This window comes from Beggiatoa leptomitoformis (assembly GCF_001305575.3).
In the GTDB taxonomy this organism is placed as follows: domain Bacteria; phylum Pseudomonadota; class Gammaproteobacteria; order Beggiatoales; family Beggiatoaceae; genus Beggiatoa; species Beggiatoa leptomitoformis.
This window is the reverse complement of the sequence record NZ_CP012373.2, coordinates 3,609,380-3,626,811: the sequence shown is the minus strand read 5'-3', so window position 1 is coordinate 3,626,811 and position 17,432 is coordinate 3,609,380. Positions and strand designations below refer to the sequence as shown.

General features: G+C 42.3%; 9 protein-coding genes and 1 tRNA gene. 3 read left to right on the top strand and 7 right to left on the bottom strand.

Annotated features, from left to right (window positions below):
- Nucleotides 1–136: 136 nt before the first annotated feature.
- A complete protein-coding gene (locus AL038_RS15355) occupies nt 137–4,330 on the bottom strand; it encodes a PAS domain S-box protein (RefSeq protein ID WP_062154283.1) in 4,194 nt (1,397 codons plus the stop codon).
- Nucleotides 4,331–4,571: 241 nt separating this feature from the next.
- Between AL038_RS15355 and msrP the strand changes: the two genes are divergently transcribed.
- Nucleotides 4,572–5,549: a protein-methionine-sulfoxide reductase catalytic subunit MsrP gene (msrP, locus tag AL038_RS15350; RefSeq protein WP_062154276.1), complete on the top strand. Its 978-nt coding sequence runs from the start codon at nt 4,572–4,574 to the stop codon at nt 5,547–5,549.
- A 38-nt stretch (nt 5,550–5,587) separates the two neighbouring features.
- On the opposite strand, the gene AL038_RS15345 is transcribed toward msrP, so the two are convergent.
- The 4 genes from AL038_RS15345 to recD2 form a co-directional block, all read right to left on the bottom strand.
- A tRNA-Thr gene (locus tag AL038_RS15345) sits at nt 5,588–5,663 on the bottom strand.
- Between the two features lie 108 nt (nt 5,664–5,771).
- A complete protein-coding gene (locus AL038_RS15340; RefSeq protein ID WP_062154274.1) occupies nt 5,772–10,058 on the bottom strand; it encodes a WD40 domain-containing protein in 4,287 nt (1,428 codons plus the stop codon).
- A gap of 84 nt (nt 10,059–10,142) precedes the next feature.
- Nucleotides 10,143–10,856, bottom strand: a complete 714-nt coding sequence (locus AL038_RS15335; protein ID WP_062154273.1) for a carboxypeptidase-like regulatory domain-containing protein — start codon at nt 10,854–10,856, stop codon at nt 10,143–10,145.
- A 364-nt stretch (nt 10,857–11,220) separates the two neighbouring features.
- Entirely contained in the window at nt 11,221–13,482 is a 2,262-nt protein-coding gene (gene recD2 / locus AL038_RS15330; protein WP_062154270.1) for an SF1B family DNA helicase RecD2, read from the bottom strand.
- Nucleotides 13,483–13,892: 410 nt separating this feature from the next.
- Between recD2 and AL038_RS15325 the strand changes: the two genes are divergently transcribed.
- Nucleotides 13,893–15,545 (top strand): formylmethanofuran dehydrogenase subunit A, encoded by a 1,653-nt coding sequence (locus tag AL038_RS15325; protein WP_062154268.1) that lies wholly within the window; start codon nt 13,893–13,895, stop codon nt 15,543–15,545.
- A 219-nt stretch (nt 15,546–15,764) separates the two neighbouring features.
- Nucleotides 15,765–16,046, top strand: a complete 282-nt coding sequence (gene rpsT / locus AL038_RS15320; RefSeq protein WP_062154265.1) for a 30S ribosomal protein S20 — start codon at nt 15,765–15,767, stop codon at nt 16,044–16,046.
- 115 nt (nt 16,047–16,161) lie between these two features.
- Here the strand turns inward: rpsT and lpxA are convergent, their stop codons facing one another.
- Nucleotides 16,162–16,932, bottom strand: coding sequence for an acyl-ACP--UDP-N-acetylglucosamine O-acyltransferase (gene lpxA, locus AL038_RS15315; RefSeq protein WP_062154263.1), 771 nt, complete (start codon nt 16,930–16,932; stop codon nt 16,162–16,164).
- Nucleotides 16,929–17,393 (bottom strand): 3-hydroxyacyl-ACP dehydratase FabZ, encoded by a 465-nt coding sequence (gene fabZ, locus AL038_RS15310; RefSeq protein ID WP_062154261.1) that lies wholly within the window; start codon nt 17,391–17,393, stop codon nt 16,929–16,931. Before fabZ ends, lpxA begins: the two co-directional genes overlap by 4 nt.
- Nucleotides 17,394–17,432 lie beyond the last annotated feature (39 nt).

The following is a 17,432-nucleotide window of genomic DNA, read 5'->3' as shown; positions in this document are numbered from 1 at the left end:
ATTTTCTATCTCTATGAAAAAATATAAAATATCAGCATTGATAATGCCGTAAATTTCGTTAATCCTGATTCCGATAATTGTGCATCAGAAAAATGTCTTATCTTTACTTTTTAGCACTCCCGAATTAGGTAACTTTTTATTTTAGAAACCGATTGATAACTTCCATTAAGGTTTTAAGGCTAACGGGTTTGCTGAGATATTCTGTTGCACCAGCGGCTAAACAGCGTTCTTTGTCTCCCGGCATGGCTAAGGCAGTGAGTGCGATAACGGGAATATCAGATAATTGTGTGTCCAAGCGGATTAAACGGGTCGCTTCTAGTCCGTCCATCACGGGCATTTGAATATCCATCAGAATAATATTGGGTTTTTCTTCTTTTGCGCGTTCTAGTGCTTCTCTACCATTGCGAGCAACTGTAAGCTTAAATCCTTTTGGAACAAGGTATTCTGTTAAATAGTCGATATTAGATTCATTATCCTCTGCCAATAAAATAGGTACGTTTTGATAGGTGAGTTTCTCTGTGGGTACGGTTTGGTGAGGAACTGTAGGCTGTTGGCGTGCCGTTTGAAAATCGGCATTGGTAAAAATGGATTGTAATACGTCTAGTAGCCGTTGGCGGGTGAGTGGCTTTTGTAAATAAGCACTCGCGCCTAATGTAAGTGCGCGTTTGTATTCGTCAAGAATACTGACAATAATCACAGGGATTTTAGCTGTTTGTGTAGTGTTTTTTAGATGGTGTAACACGTCTAATCCCGACATATCTGGTAGCACTAAGTCCAGTAGAATGACATCGGGTTGCAGGTGTCGTGCAACTTCTATTGCACTGCTACCAAAAGAAAGAATATGCACGGAGGCAATGCCTATGTTGTTGACATAACGTTTTACTTGGTCAGCCGCGATATTCATGTCTTCAATAATTAAAACGGAATTTAGTTGTAATTGGTCATGTTTGTTATTGTTCGTTTTTTCTACCAAATCGGCGGTAATGCTCGCTTCGTTAAGTCGCCAAGGGAGGTGAATGGTGAAGCGACTGCCTTGATTGGGTGTGCTGTTGATGTGAATGCTACCACCGTGCATTTCTACCATCCCTTGCACAAGCGTTAGTCCTAACCCTGTTCCTTCATAATTTCGGGTTAGACTGCTGTCAATTTGTTGAAAAGGTTTAAAGAGTTTTGGCATATCATCTTCTGCAATTCCAATCCCTGTATCCCAAACGCTTAAGTAAACGCATTGGTGTTCTATATCACTGCGAATAATGAGTCCTAACTCGCCATTTTCTGGCGTGAATTTCACCGCATTACTTAGTAAATTGACCAGTATTTGTTTTAGCCGTCGTCCATCAGCCAAAATTTTTATTTCTTGGTTATCTATCTCAAAAGAGACTTTTTGTCGTTTTTTGAGCGATTGTTGGTTGATAAAATTTAAGCTGGATTGGCATACGTCTTTTAAGCGGATGTAACTAAGTTCTAACTCCATGTGACCAGAACTGATTTTTGAAACATCCAAAATGTCGTTAATTAATGCCAGTAAATGTCGACCACTTTCTTCTATTAAGGTAATTGATTTTAGTTGTTTTGGATTTAAAACCCCAATTTCTTGTTCTTTTAGGATTTCAGAAAAACCTAATATGCTATTTAAAGGTGTACGTAGTTCATGACTCATATTAGCAAGAAATTCATCTTTTAAGCGCGAAGTACGAGCGAGTTCCGCATTAGCGGTGCTGAGTTCAGCCGTGCGTTCAGCTACCCGTTTAGTGAGTTGTTCGCGTTCTTTTTGTAAAGCAAATTCTGCATTTTTACGTTCAGTAATATCATGAAAATTAGTTAATAAGTTGCGTAATGCAGGGTTATGTAAGTGGTTACTGTTGTTTGCTTCAATCCATCGCCATTCTCCATTTTTATGAAGAACGCGCAGTTGCTGAGTAACAATTTTATCTGGATTTTCAAGTAATTGTCGCATAGAGGCTAAGGCGACGGGGGTATCATCAGGGTGAATTAAATCAAAGGTAGCTTTGCCAATAAATTCTTCTGGGGTGTAGCCTAATACGGTTGTAATCGCGGAGCTGATATATTCCACGTTAGTATCTACATCAGCTAAACTAACGACTTCTAAGCTATTTTCTAAAATTGCCCGCAGCCGTTCTTCACTATTACGCAGAGCTTGTTCTGTTTGTTTGCGCGTTGTAATATCGCGCCCAATGACCACCCCCGCATAAACTTGTCCTGTTTCGTCATAAATCGGTCTGCCACTAACCATCAGCCAAATACCGTTAGGAACTTGTTGGTTATAAATAAATAATTCTACATTATTCAGTGTTTCTCCGCATAATGTGCGCGTCAGTGGCATTTCTTCGGTCGTTAAGAGGCTTGTTTGGTCGCTGTGATATAAACCATGTTTTTGTATGTCATTAGTAAATAAACTTTCTTTAACATCACCAAATAGCTTTTTAGCTTCTGTGTTGGCAAGTAGTACATCCCCTTGGCGTGTCGCAAAGATTAAAGAGTCACTGATATTTATTAGAATAATATCCAGCATTTCTTTTTGATGCCGCAGTTGTTCTTCTACTTGTTTACGAGTGGTAACATCGCGCGCAATGGCATAAAAATAGCCGTCTTCTAAAGCAGGTATTGCATTCCATGAGAGCCATTTATAGTTACCATCTTTACAGCGATAACGATTTTCTATGCTAACCATGGGAATATTTGTCGTGTCTAGGGTATTTGCCGTCGTTTGTGCGGTTGGTAAATCATCAGGATGGATAAAATAGCTAAAATGCTGTGTTTGTAATTCCTCAATGCTATAGCCTAATGTCGTTGTCCATGCAGGATTTAAATGCAGAAAATACCCTTCTCTATTACTGACGAGAAATAGCTCTGAGGGCATGTTAAAAAATTGCTCTAGTTCTAACAGTGCGGATTTTTCTTTTGTAATATCATATAAATGACCTACTAAATCACTAGGGTTGCCTGCGTCATCATAGGTGAGCTTCATTTCTTGTCGTAGCCAAATATAATGCCCATCGTGATGTAGGCAACGATATTCAAAACGATGGCGACCTGTTGTAAATAATTGGTCTAACGCACTCACTATTTTTTCTTTATCTGTTGGATGTACGCACGCTAACCAAAAATTAGGCTGGCTGGCTTCTTCAGGGGTATAACCAAGATGTTCTTTAATATTTTCACTAATATAAGGGGTATCAAAGTTTTTAGTGGGTGTACTGCTATAGATGACGACAGGGCTGTTTCGTACTAATTGACGAAATCGTATTTCACTTTGACGGATAGCGTTATCTCGTTTTTGTAGTGCGTCTGCCATTTTATCTAGGGCAATTGCTAATTGGCTCAGTTCACCAACTGCTTGTGTAACACCACTGCGGGCGGTCAGATTGCCTTGTGCTAATTGTTCTGTAAACGCCAGTAAGGTTTGCACAGGACGGACAACTAACCATTTTCCGCCCCAATGGGCAATTAAGAGAATCGTAATAACAACCAAGCCTATTAATAACAAATTATTAATAAACTGTTTATTTAATTCATTAAAAATAAGCTCTGTAGGCAAACCGATAAAAATGTATGCACCAATCGCATTATCTGTATCCAATAACGGTGCAACGCCATATAACCGCTCTATTCCATCATCTTCACTAAAAACCGTATTTACGTTGGTTGTTGCGAGTGGATAGGTCTTACCTACCCATTTTTTTTCATCCAAATTATGAAACAAAACAACGCCATTTTTATCAACTATTGTAAATGCCGCATTTATTGGAAAATCAAATCGCTTTGCATGGTCATACAAGGTTTGTAAACGCAGAGAAACGTAGGTCATCATACTAATTTCTCGGGTGTCTGCAAAAATAGGGGTTATTATTAAAAAAATAGGAGTATGAGATATTATGCTGATTTGATAAGAACTACTTAATTGCAGTGTTTTTTTGACTTTTTGGAAAACCAATCCCGCGCTAACATTATTAGTAGATTTTTTTAACTCATGAGAACTACATAAAATATCGCCATTTGGTTGAATCAATCCTAAATTATCATAAGCTCTATTAGTATAAACCGCTATTTTCCGCCAGATGGTTTCGCACTCTAAATTCATTTGCGGAAGAGAGGCTAAAAAACCTAATAACTCTAAAGATTTTTCAACCGTCACTTGTTGCGTGTGTGCAACAGAACGCGCAATAGAAATCGCCTCTCGTTCCATCATGGCATACAACGATTGTTTCCTTTTAACCGTATCATAGGTTAATAATGCCAATGCGGGTATCAATGCAATCAAAACAAGAACTAACAGGCGTGTATTTAAATGGGAGAAAAAATACCGCATATTCTTCCGCCTCCACAAAGGGTTATGATAGTTTCGCTACTATAACTACAGAGTATATAGTAAACATAAAGTTATTTAATGATGACACCACATTACATAATGTACGCTATATAATAACCTATATAACGCTTTTGATAACACGCATTTGCCATAAAACATATCTGTTTTAACCCCTATAGTTAAAAACAAATAACCATCCATATAGTCATTGTAAACGCATTGTTATACAAGAGGCTTAACCATGTTTATTAAACGCACTACCGCAATAAAATCATCAGATATCACCGATGAAACAATTTATAAAAATCGTCGCCAATTTATGCAAAGCACACTAGGCTTGGGGATGGCGGTTGCAACAACGGGGAGTCTTTCTACATTATTTCTCCCCAACACCGCCCAAGCACTCACACAAGAAGAATTACCTGCTTTAACCGCAACTAAAAATGAGACACTCAGTCTTACAGGGGAAGATTTAACTAGCTTTGATGCGGCAACAACTTATAACAACTTTTACGAGTTTGGGATGGACAAATCAGACCCAGCGGCCTACGCAAGCAAATTAAAAACGCGCCCTTGGTCAATTGCAGTAACAGGAGAAGTGGCTAAACCGGGACATCTTGATATTGAAGATATATTGAAAGGATTTGCATTAGAAGAGCGGATTTACCGTTTACGCTGTGTAGAAGGCTGGTCTATGGTGATTCCATGGATAGGTTTTTCCCTCAGTGCCTTACTAAAACGCTTTGAACCAACAGGCAACGCAAAATTTGTCGAATTTGAAACGCTACAACGCCCTGAAGAAATGCTCGGACAAAAAAGCCGTGTTCTACAATGGCCTTATAGAGAAGGATTACGAATTGATGAAGCAATGCACCCCCTAACCATGTTAAGCGTGGGATTATACGGGCGTATGCTACCCAATCAAAACGGCGCGCCATTACGTCTCGTTGTGCCGTGGAAATATGGGTTTAAAAGCATTAAATCCATTGTAAAAATCAACTTACTAGAAACCCAACCCGTAAGTACATGGGAACGTTCTGCACCCAGTGAATACGGGTTTTACTCCAATGTTAATCCAAACGTTCCGCATCCGCGTTGGAGTCAAGCACGTGAACGACGCATTGGTGATTTTTTCAAACGAGATACGTTAATGTTTAACGGCTATGAAGAACAAGTCGCGTCGTTATACAGCGGAATGGATTTAAAGAAGAATTTTTGATGTAAAAATGGATTGGATGACAAAAGCAGTGCTAGCACTGGTGCCGGCAAGAGGAATCGAACCTCCGACCTACTGATTACGAATCAGTTGCTCTACCAACTGAGCTATGCCGGCTGACTAACTAAAATTCAGGAATGCGGATTCTACAATACAATACCTATATTCGCAAGGTGCTGATGACACACAAACTACTAGGTCTTTAAGACTTAGTAGATTTATGCTTTAGAACAATGTTTCCCCCGCTTTAAGTCGCAACTCAGGCATGAACTCGTCTAACTCGCCAATTTCAAAACGACACAAGCCGACTACATGCCAAACTAACCCCTGTACGTTGCCGTCATAATTATACCGCCCTGTTTTCGGTGAATAACTCACCCAGCCATCAGGCAAACCAATAAACACCGCTAAACATTCCCCTGTTTCTGCATCCCACAAGCGAATCGTGCCATCGTGTGAACTGCTGATAATGTGCTTATCATCATTACGCCACGCGGCACTTGTTACACCGCTTTCATGCCCCGCAAGGATGCGCAGACACTGCCCACTGCCCACGTCCCACACCCGCACGCTGTCGTCAGACGAGCCACTGAGCACCTGCGCACCGTCTCCTCGCCACGCCACACTCCATACTCTATCCGTATGCCCCGCAAGGATGCGCAGACACTGCCCACTGCCCACGTCCCACACCCGCACGCTTTTGTCAGACGAGCCACTGAGCACCTGCGCTCCGTCTCCTCGCCACGCTACACTCCATACACCATCCGTATGCCCCGCAAGGATGCGCAGACACTGCCCACTGCCCACGTCCCACACCCGCACGCTGTTGTCAGACGAGCCACTGAGCACCTGCGCTCCGTCTCCTCGCCACGCCACACTCCATACACCATCCGTATGCCCCGCAAGGATGCGCAGACACTGCCCATTGCCCACGTCCCACACCCGCACGCTCTTGTCTTCCGAGCCACTGAGCACCTGCGCACCGTCTCCTCGCCACGCCACACTCGTTACCCAATTCTCATGCCCCGCAAGGATGCGCAGACACTGCCCACTGCCCACGTCCCACACCCGCACGCTTTTGTCCCAAGAGCCACTGAGCACCTGCGCTCCGTCTCCTCGCCACGCCACACTCCATACACTATCCGTATGCCCCGCAAGGATGCGCAGACACTGCCCACGTCCCACGTCCCACACCCGCACGCTGTTGTCCCAAGAGCCACTGAGCACCTGCGCACCGTCTCCTCGCCACGCCACACTATCTACATATCCTTCATGCCCCGCAAGAATGCGCAGACACTGCCCACTGCCCACGTCCCACGCCCGCACGCTTTTGTCAGACGAGCCACTGAGCACCTGCGCACCGTCTCCTCTCCACGCCACACTATTTACAGCTTCTTTATGTCCTTCAAGGATGCGCAGACACTGCCCACTGCCCACGTCCCACACCCGCACGCTTTTGTCCCAAGAGCCACTGAGCACCTGCGCACCGTCTCCTCGCCACGCCACACTCGTTACAACATTTTCATGCCCCGCAAGGATGCGCAGACACTGCCCACTGCCCACGTCCCACACCCGCACGCTTTTGTCCCAAGAGCCACTGAGCACCTGCGCACCGTCTCCTCGCCACGCCACACTCCATACTCTATCCGTATGCCCCGCAAGGATGCGCAGACACTGCCCACTGCCCACGTCCCACACCCGCACGCTTTTGTCCCAAGAGCCACTGAGCACCTGCGCTCCGTCTCCTCGCCACGCTACACTCGTTACAACACTTTCATGCCCTTCAAGGATGCGCAGACACTGCCCACTGCCCACGTCCCACACCCGCACGCTTTTGTCATCCGAGCCACTGAGCACCTGCGCACCGTCTCCTCGCCACGCTACACTCGTTACAACACTTTCATGCCCCGCAAGGATGCGCAGACACTGCCCACTGCCCACGTCCCACACCCGCACGCTGTTGTCATCCGAGCCACTGAGCACCTGCGTACCGTCTCCTCGCCACGCCACACTATTTACAGCTTCTTTATGTCCTTCAAGGATGCGCAGACACTGCCCACTGTCTGCCGCCCAGATTTGAATCACATTATTAACAGCAACAGCAATGAGGGAGTCATCAGGACTAAAGCAAACAGATTGATATGTATCACCGATTGCGAACATGGGTTCGGGGTTTAGTTCATCGGGATTAGACGCGGGTAGCGCAACACCAAAGGAAGAATTTAAAGGGGGTAATTCTGGCAGGTTAATCAATAGCAGTTTTGCTCGTCGCCATGAGCGGGCGGAGAAATTGACCTGATGCACCGTCGCGCCTAACAGGCTGACTTCGTCGCATATTGCATCGGTAAAATTGGCGTTGCTTAAGTCAGCTTTGGTGAAATTGGCGTTTTTGAGCATGGCGCGGGTGAAATTCGCATTGTGTAAAATCGCACCACGAAATTGACAGGCAGTTAAATCGCTATTTGTAAAGTCCGTATTGCTCAAGTTACAGCCTGAAAAATCCATGCGTTGTAATTCTGTTGTCCAATTTTGAAATTGATAACCCTGTAAATCAGTTTCTTTCGCTTGTAATAAAATTTTTAGCGCGTTTTTATACAGGGTTTTATCTTGGCTTTCTGTATGTTGTTGTAAGGTTTCTCGCGCCCATTGCACCGCCTGCGATTTACCTGACAGCGTGATAAAGAAATCTGCCATTAAAAAAGTCATTTCCCGACTGCCTAAAACTGCATGTTCACAGCTATGCCAAGCCTTTTGCCCCATTGCAACCGATTGCGCAATTAACCACTCCATAATCGATTGATGAATAAAACTATAATAACCCTGTTCATCACGGACTAATAACGTCCCTGAACCTAAATGATGCGCAGCAATTCGATAATCTTTTAAGCGTTCAATAAAGTGTAAACACTCCGCTTCTACCTTATCGCGGAGGTCGTCATAATGAATTTTATGCTGTCCTGTTTGCCATAAATGTATGGCTAACCACGCCACTGCCCGCTGACGGTCAGCAAGCGTTATCTGCTCTTTTTCCCCCGTATCAGCACGGTGTTGTTCCCCTTTTAACCATTTATTTAATAACACTTCATATAAAATCGCTGAAGTGATTTCGCCTTTTTCATCGCGGGCGTTATCTAAATCACTGGTGTCTAAATCGGCAATAAAGCCCAACATACGTGGATTGTGCGATAAACCCATTAAATCTTTTATTTTTTGAATATGATTAAAGCGTTCATCGGCTAAGGTCTGATTTTCGTTAAACCGTTTGTATAAAAAGTCTTTGATTTGTTCCTCATTGAAGGGTTGCAAAATAGCACAGCGGGTATGTCCAACGGTTTCCGCTTTTTGTAATAAAAACTGAGCAATCTCATTATCAGAAATAAAATGTTGTGTGCGGGCTGTAACAACAATCTTGGCAAATTCCCCGCCTTTGATGGTTTCTAATAGCACCTCAAAATATTCGGTTGCGCGTTCAGCCGTTACGCGCATATCTAATTCGTCATATCCATCAAAAAACACAATAACGCGCCCGTTATGCACCATACTACGGAATTTTTCAGGGTTAAAATCAATCTTTTCTTGCAAGATTTGATGAGACACCAAGCGTTCAACTTGGTAATTTCCTTTTAAGGTTTTGTGTAACTCTCGCATTTGTAACAAGATGGGCGTTGCAACTTGTTTATTGCCTATGTTTTCCTTTCCCATTAAGCGCACAAGTTCATGCATTAAAAAAGTTTTTCCTGTACCAAACTCGCCCAGAATTAAAATAAACATTCGTCGCGGTTCATCTAACCATGCTTGTACTTGTGCCAGTGCGTCCTTAAAAAGTTCTTTTTGGGGGAAAGTCGTCAGTTGTTGAGTGACGTACAGGGAGGGGGGGTAACGATTATCTTGGCTAAGGTCAATAGTTTGTTTTTTAACATATCCGCTAAAATCTAATAAATTTTGCAATTCTGGCAAGCTTTGCAGTTTTACGCGCCTCTTCCATGCAACTCCTTCTAATTCATGGCTGGCTTTTTCTCCTTTATAAATTAAATAGTCGCATTGGCGATAAAACTCACTATTTGGTTCTACAATATATTTTATAAAATTATCAATGTATTCAATGGATACTGAGCCATCAATAATGCCGTAAAATGCTGTTGTATCAAATTCTGAGTTAGTTACACAAAGATGTGGAAAGGACTTTGATATATATTCAATATCACTATTAGGCTCACGTTGTTGTACTAGTTGTTTAACACGTGCAAAAAAGCCTGTGACTTCTTCAATATTTTCAAAAGCAAAAATGCCTATGTCTAGTTGCAAGTTAGGTCTTGCCTCTTGAATCTCCTTGATTAACTCTTTAGTTTTACGATGTTTTTTGCAAAATTGAATTAATTCGATAATTAATTCACTATGGCTATCAATTTTTTTATCCAGTTGAATATCCATTAAAAAAACAAGTTTTCTTATATCATCTATATCAAAATGTTTTTCTAATAACTTATAAAGTTCTTTGTTGTCTTTACGCATTGAATCCCACCTCTCAAAAAAATATAGGGTGCGTTAAATGTTTTTTTACATCATAACGCACCCTATAAGCTTTTATACATTTTATTAATGTCTGTTTTTTAAAACTAAAGTAACAGGTATATCCGTTGTTTTAATTGTTGTAGAAGCTGATAGATAACTTTCTTTACTAGCCCGAACTGTCCATTCTGCTCGTTGTTCTACTTCTAACGTAAACCAGCCTGTCTCGTCGGTTGTTTTTTTGCGGTCTATGCCATCGACAAAAACCGTTGCGCCTGTGATGGGGCTGTTTTCTTCGTCAAAAACGTTACCTGTAATTGCTGATTTTTCTTGTATGGCATGTTTTTGGTAAAAAAATACTAATGCAAAAAAACATAATAAAAACCCTGCAACACCACCTGTCGTATTGATTTTTAAACCGTTAATTGTGCCTTCTATCAGCGTAGAACTCGGCAAAATCAGATAAATCACAATGGCAACAAACGCACTGATAGCAAAGATTTTAATGTAAATATTTGCAAGTTTTTCATCACGAGTAGTTTCGGATTTTTGCGGTTTGACGGGTTGGACGGGTTCTTTTTTATCCATTGAATTCCCCTTTAAGTTTGGTCTTCTTTCAAAGATTTCTTGTTCTAATAACTTGAGCATCTCACGATGTTCACAGTATGTGATTAACGCAATGATTAATTCGGTACGGTTATTAAAGGTTCTATCTAACTGAATACCCATTGAAAAAATAATTTCGTTTATCTCAGGTATTTCAAAACTTTGTTCAAGTAAATCATAAAGTTTTTTGCGCATGAAAAATCTATCCTTAACGCGAGTATGGCGAGTTTCTTTTAAAAAGACAACAGCTTGAATGTTGTAGGGTAGAATAGCGAAGCGTATTCCACCTTGAAATTCTGCAAAAACTGGGCAAAAACAGATTATAAATCGTATGGTGGAATACGCTTCGCTATTCCACCCTACATTTTTTAGAAAAGTATGATTATTTTACGCATTTTTAGTCGTTAATCTAAATTCTTTTGTCTGAATCAGGATTAACAGGATTTAAAACCCCTTAAACGAAAAACTAACTTTTTTTTTAAAATCCTAAAAATCCTATGAATCTTGATTCAGATAAAAGCCTTTTAGGTGTGCAATCACTTCAGCGATTGCTTTTTTTCTAACTCAAGCGACTGATTAAATTCGTCAACCGTTTCTCCGCTTTCTGCCCTTTTACTGCCATAGCAAGGGCTTGCACTTGTCCGATGAGGACAACGAGCGATTTTGCGCGCGTGATGGCAGTGTAAATTAAGTTTCTTTCCAATAACATAAAGTGTTGCATGGCGATGGGTATCACGACGCAGGGATATTCCGAGCCTTGCGATTTATGCACGCTGGTTGCGTAGGCTAAAGAAATTTCATCCAGTTCATCAAGGCTATAAATGACTAGCCGACCATCAAATAAAATAGCGGCTTCGCCCGCGACTTCGTCTATTTCTTGAATTGTGCCTATATCGCCGTTAAATACTTCTTTTTCATAATTATTAACGGTTTGTATGATTTTATCTTGGGGGGCGAATGTCCAGCCAAAGCGTTCAATTCTGGGGGTGTTGGTTGGGTTTAGGCGTTGTTGTAATTCTATATTTAAACTGCGCGCCCCTAAGCCACCGCGTTGCATGGGGGTTAAAACTTGTATTTCTCGAATTGGGTCGTAGTGAAAACGGCGGGGAATGCGTTCTGTGACGACGTGTAGGAGTTTCGCGCTGATTTCTTCGGGTGTTTCAGCAGTTATCAGGTAAAAGTCTTGGAGCGGTGATTCTACAGAAGTGGCTTTATAAATATTTGATGTTTCTTGTATTTTATAGTTGTTGGTTTGGGGTTTATCCGCTTTGGTGTTGGGCTTTTCAGGCAATTTTGGCATGATGCCTTTATTGACACGGTGGGCATTGAGAATGATTTGTGAGGTTGCAGCTTGGCGGAAAATTTCGGTTAAACGCACGACGGGTACGGTGTGGGAATTGATGATGTCGGCTAACACTGTTCCCGGCCCGACGGAGGGGAGTTGGTCAACATCGCCAACGATAAGCACGCCCGCAGGGTCTGGAATCGCTCTTAAAACTTGATTCATAAGTATAATGTCAACCATTGAGGCTTCGTCGATAACGAGTAAATCCGTCGGTAATGGATTATCGCTATTGTGGCGAAAATTACCTGTTTGGGGGTCAAAGGCAAGTAGGCGGTGGATGGTAACAGCTTCGCGCTGGGTGGATTCGCTTAAGCGTTTAGCGGCGCGTCCTGTGGGGGCGCAGAGGGTGATGCGTAAATTTTTTGCACTGATGATTTTTAATATGCTATTCACCAGTGTGGTTTTACCGACTCCCGGCCCGCCTGTAATAATGAGGACTTTGCTGATTAGTGCGAGTTGAATCGCTTGTTTTTGTGAGGCGGAGAGTTGCAGACTGTTTTTTTCTTCTACCCATGTAATGGCTTTGTCGGCTTCTATGCCTTGCCATGTGCAGATGCCTTGCATTAGGCGTTTTAAGTGGTTGGCTGTGCCTTGTTCAGCACGGTAGAGCGCGGGGAGGAATAAACAGGATTCGCCGTTAATTTTTTCTGTAATAAGTTGATTTTCTTCAAGCTCTGCTTGGATGGCTTGGCTTAAAATGGATTCTGGAATGTCGAGCAGTTGTTCTGCTTGGGTTAATAGGGTGGTGTAATAGCTGGCACAATGTCCTTCGCTTGAGAGTTCTTGTAAAACATGGCGCACGCCTGCACGGGCGCGTATCAGTGAATCTTTTGGAATGCCTAAATGTTGGGCGATGGTGTCGGCACTTTTAAAGCCAATACCGTGTATATCTAAGGCGAGTTGGTAGGGATTTTCTAGGACTTTTGCAATGGCATCATCGCCATAGGTTTTATAAATGCGTACCGCGCGGGCTGTACCGACCCCGTGCGATTGTAAAAAAACCATGATGTCGCGGACAACTTTTTGTTCTGCCCATGCTTTAACGACTTGGTCATGGCGTTTTTTGCCAATACCTGTGAGTTCTAAAAGCCGTTCGGGATGGTTTTCAATCACGTCGAAAACTTGTTCACCGAAAGCAGCAACGAGTTTTTTGGCAAAGTGTTCTCCGATGCCTTTTATCATGCCCGAACCTAGGTATTTTTCGATGCCTTCGCGGGTGGTGGGGGGAACAGTGCGCAGTTGTTGGGTTTTAAATTGTAGTCCGTGGGTGCGGTCTATTGTCCATTGTCCTTGTGCTTCAATATATTCTCCGCTGGCAACATTGGGCGCGCTACCGATAACGGTGACTAAATCACGTTGTCCACGTACTTTAACCCGTAGTACACAGAAACCTGTTTCTGAGCTGTGAAAGGTGACACGTTCAATACTGCCTTGTAGGTGTTCGGTTTGTTGGGTAGGTGTGGAGGATGTGGACATGATGATTACCGATTAGTAAATAGTGTAAATATTTACTTGTATTTTACACCACTATAAGGTGGTTGTTATGGTTAGCCATTTGTCTGCTTTTGTATTCTTAAATAATCTGTGTATGATACTGTTATTTATTATTTTTATCTAAATAACGATAGCGTAAAATAAATTATTCGTCGTTATCTCTTGGAAATTTGGAATAGCATATTTGGTGATGCCTTAAAAACAATTCATAATTTGAGTGTTGTGAATAAGGTTATCCATCTTAATCTATAAGAAAAACTAATTTTCTTCTTGCTTGTCATAAAAAAGATAATATTATTACCTTTTGATATTAAAAATAATGATGAAGTAGGGATGTGTAGTAAATGCACAGACTTACGTGTTTTACCCACCAAAGGCAGATAAAAACAACGATGCTTACTAAACTCAGCAATTGCAAAATTTATGATCCCACTCAGCAAAAAAATGGAGTGGTTGAAGATATTTATATTCAAGATGGGCGTATTGTCGCTAAACCGCTGGCGGATACGAGAATTGACCAGCATTATGATATGCAACATAAAGTTGTGATGGCGGGTGCTATTGATATTCACAGCCATATTGGGGGCGGTAAGGTCAATATCGCGCGCCAACTGTTGCCCGAATCCCGTGATTATTTAAGGGAGAGTTTTCAGTTAGAAGGTGAGTGGCATCAGATGCTTGCACCTACAACTCGTGAAACAGGCATCCGTTATGCGGAAATGGGTTATACCGCTGTATTTGAACCTGCTTTATTGCCTGTTAACGCCCGTCAAGCGCATTTAGAAATGTTGGATACGCCTATGATTGATAAGGGCGGTTATGCGATGTTAGGCAATGATGATTATTTTCTGCGTTTATTGTCTAGCGGGGCAGACCAGCGCAAGATTAATGATTATGTCGCATGGATATTGGAAGCCAGCCAATGTATTGGAATTAAGGTAGTCAATGCGGGCGGGATTAGCGCATTTAAATTCAATCAACGCCGTTTAGAACTTGATGAGCAAAATTGTCATTATCCTATAACGCCACGCCAAGTTTTGCACAGCCTCGCAACCGCCGTGCAACAACTGGGTGTACCGCATCCGCTCCATGTACATGGAAGCAATTTAGGCGTACCGGGTAATATTGATACTACGATAGATACGATTCAGGGCATGGAAGGCTTGCCTGTTCATTTAACGCATATCCAATTCCACAGTTATGGCACTGAGGGAGACCATCGTTTTTCTTCAGGCGCGGCACGTATTGCAGAGGCAATCAATCAGCATCACAATATTAGTGTGGATGTTGGACAAATCATGTTTGGGCAAACCGTTACGGCTTCAGGGGATACGATGATGCAGTACCATAATCATCGTCATGCGAATCCGAAAAAATGGGTAGTGATGGATATTGAATGTGATGCAGGCTGTGGCGTTGTTCCATTCCGTTATCGGGATAAAAACTTTGTTAATGCGTTGCAATGGGCCATAGGTTTGGAAACCTTTTTATTGGTTGATGACCCATGGCGGATTTTTTTAACCACAGACCATCCTAACGGCGCGCCGTTTACCAGTTATCCGCATTTAGTTAAGTTACTAATGGATAAAAGTTTTCGTAATGATATGTTAGCGACGATTAACCCTACTGCTGCGGCTATGAGTACCTTGGGTAGTATCACCCGTGAATACAGTTTGTACGAAATTGCCATTATGACACGTGCAGGCGCGGCGAAGGTATTAGGTTTGCATGACCGAGGGCATTTAGGTGTAGGCGCGATGGCAGATATTACCGTTTACACGGAACATTCTGATAAGGAAAAGATGTTTGCGCAACCTGATTTCGTCTTTAAAAATGGGGAGTTAATTGTTAAACAGGGTAAAGTTATTAAGTTTGTTCAGGGAGGAACGCATGTTGTACGCCCTGAATATGACCGTTCAATTGAAACTGAGCTAAAGGATTACTTTAGCCGTTATCACACAATTGCAATGGAACATTTTAAAGTAGCGGATGAGGAAATTGTGGCGAACGGGCGCGGGGGGCTGTTGGTGCATCCTTGTGCATAATCCGTCAACTATGGGTGAGTCGTGCTAACAGATGATATGGATACCACCGTGTGAAGCGGTGTTGTCCATGATTGTCTTTCAGTAGTGCTTTTATAATAAATGCTGTTTGTTTAGTCCGATTGTTTTGAAAAGTAAAAAACATATCTTGATAAATTATTTAATTTACTACATACTTATACGTTTAAGTTTCAACTTGGTCATTATTCAGGGAGTTCAACGTTGGCTAATTCAGCACAAGCAAAGAAACGTGTTCGTCAATCCGAAACACATCGTCAATTAAATGCGGGACAACGTACCCGTTTACGTACCTCTATTAAAAATGTTGTCAAAGCATTAGCAACAGGTAATGTTGAAGCAGCAAAAGCCGCCTACGCAATTGCAGTGCCTGTCATCGATAATATGGCACATAAAGGCTTAATTCATAAGAATAAAGCAGCTCGTCATAAAAGCCGTTTAAATGGTCATATTCTGAGCTTAAGCCAACAAGCACAACAAGCCTAAGTTTTACCTACGCGATGTATTGCGCCGTCTTTTTATAAAAAAACCTGTCAGTGATGCAGCCCACTGACAGGTTTTTTTATGGGGGATTGAAGTGTTAGTAGAAAATACAGCTTGATTAACGCACAATTCCGCGTGTTGTTTTACCAAGAAAATCAATTAGCAAATTGATTTCAGCGCAGTCAGTCACTTTCAATTTTAAGGCTTCAATCGCTTCAGTCAATGTCAGGTTTTGCCGATAAATAATTTTGTAGGCTTCATGAATATGGCGAATAGTTTCCGCACTAAAATTGCGTCGTTTCAAGCCTTCTTTATTGATGCCATAGGCTTTAGCTGTATTTCCCCAAACAGTGACGAAAGGGGGAACATCTTTAAAAATAACGGTTCCCGCCCCTGAAAAACTGTGTATGCCCAGTTTACAGAATTGGTGTACCAGACTAAACCCGCCTAAAATCACATAGTCGGCAACTGTAACGTGTCCCGCAAGTGATGAGCCATTAGCAAAAATGGTATGGTTACCCACCCGTGAATCATGGGCGAAGTGGGTATAGGCCATAATCCAGTTGTCATCACCAATAGAAGTCAGTCCTTCGTCGTCCTCTGTGCCTCGGTGCATGGTGCAGTATTCACGGATAACATTGTCATTACCTATTTCTAAACGGGTATCTGTCCCACGATACTTTTTATCTTGGGGAGCATCACCCAGTGAAGCGAATTGGTGAATGTGGTTGTTGCGCCCAATAAAAGTAGGTCCTTTGATCACAACATGGGGTTCTATTTGCGTACCCGCATCAATGCGCACGCCTGCACCAATGTATGAAAAAGCACCAACATGAACACTACTGTCCAGTTCAGCCTTAGGGTCTATGTAAGCGCGTGGGTCTATCAACTTGGTATGTCACTTTTCATGCACATGAGATCGGCACTGGAAACCAATTTACCGTCAACAGTTGATGTTGCGGCATATTTCCAGACCCCCCGAATAATTCTGGTTACTTTAACTTCTATCAGCAATTGGTCACCCGGTTCAACAGGTTGTTTAAAGCGTGCTTTGTCAATGCCCACCAAATAGTAAAGTGATTGATTATCTGGTTTTGCATCACTGGTTTTAAACGCAAGCACACCCGTTGCTTGTGCCATTGCCTCTAAAATCAATACACCCGGCATAACGGGACGATGGGGAAAATGTCCCAAAAAGTAGGGTTCGTTATAGGAAACATTTTTAATTGCTGTCAGGTATTCCCCCAATTGATAATCTAACACTCTATCAATGAGGAGAAATGGATAGCGATGTGGTAAGTGTTGTAAAATCTGATGAATATCCATGCCATTCAGTGTATTAACTGTCATAACATGGCTCCTGTTGGGCAGGATAAAAATGGATGTGCA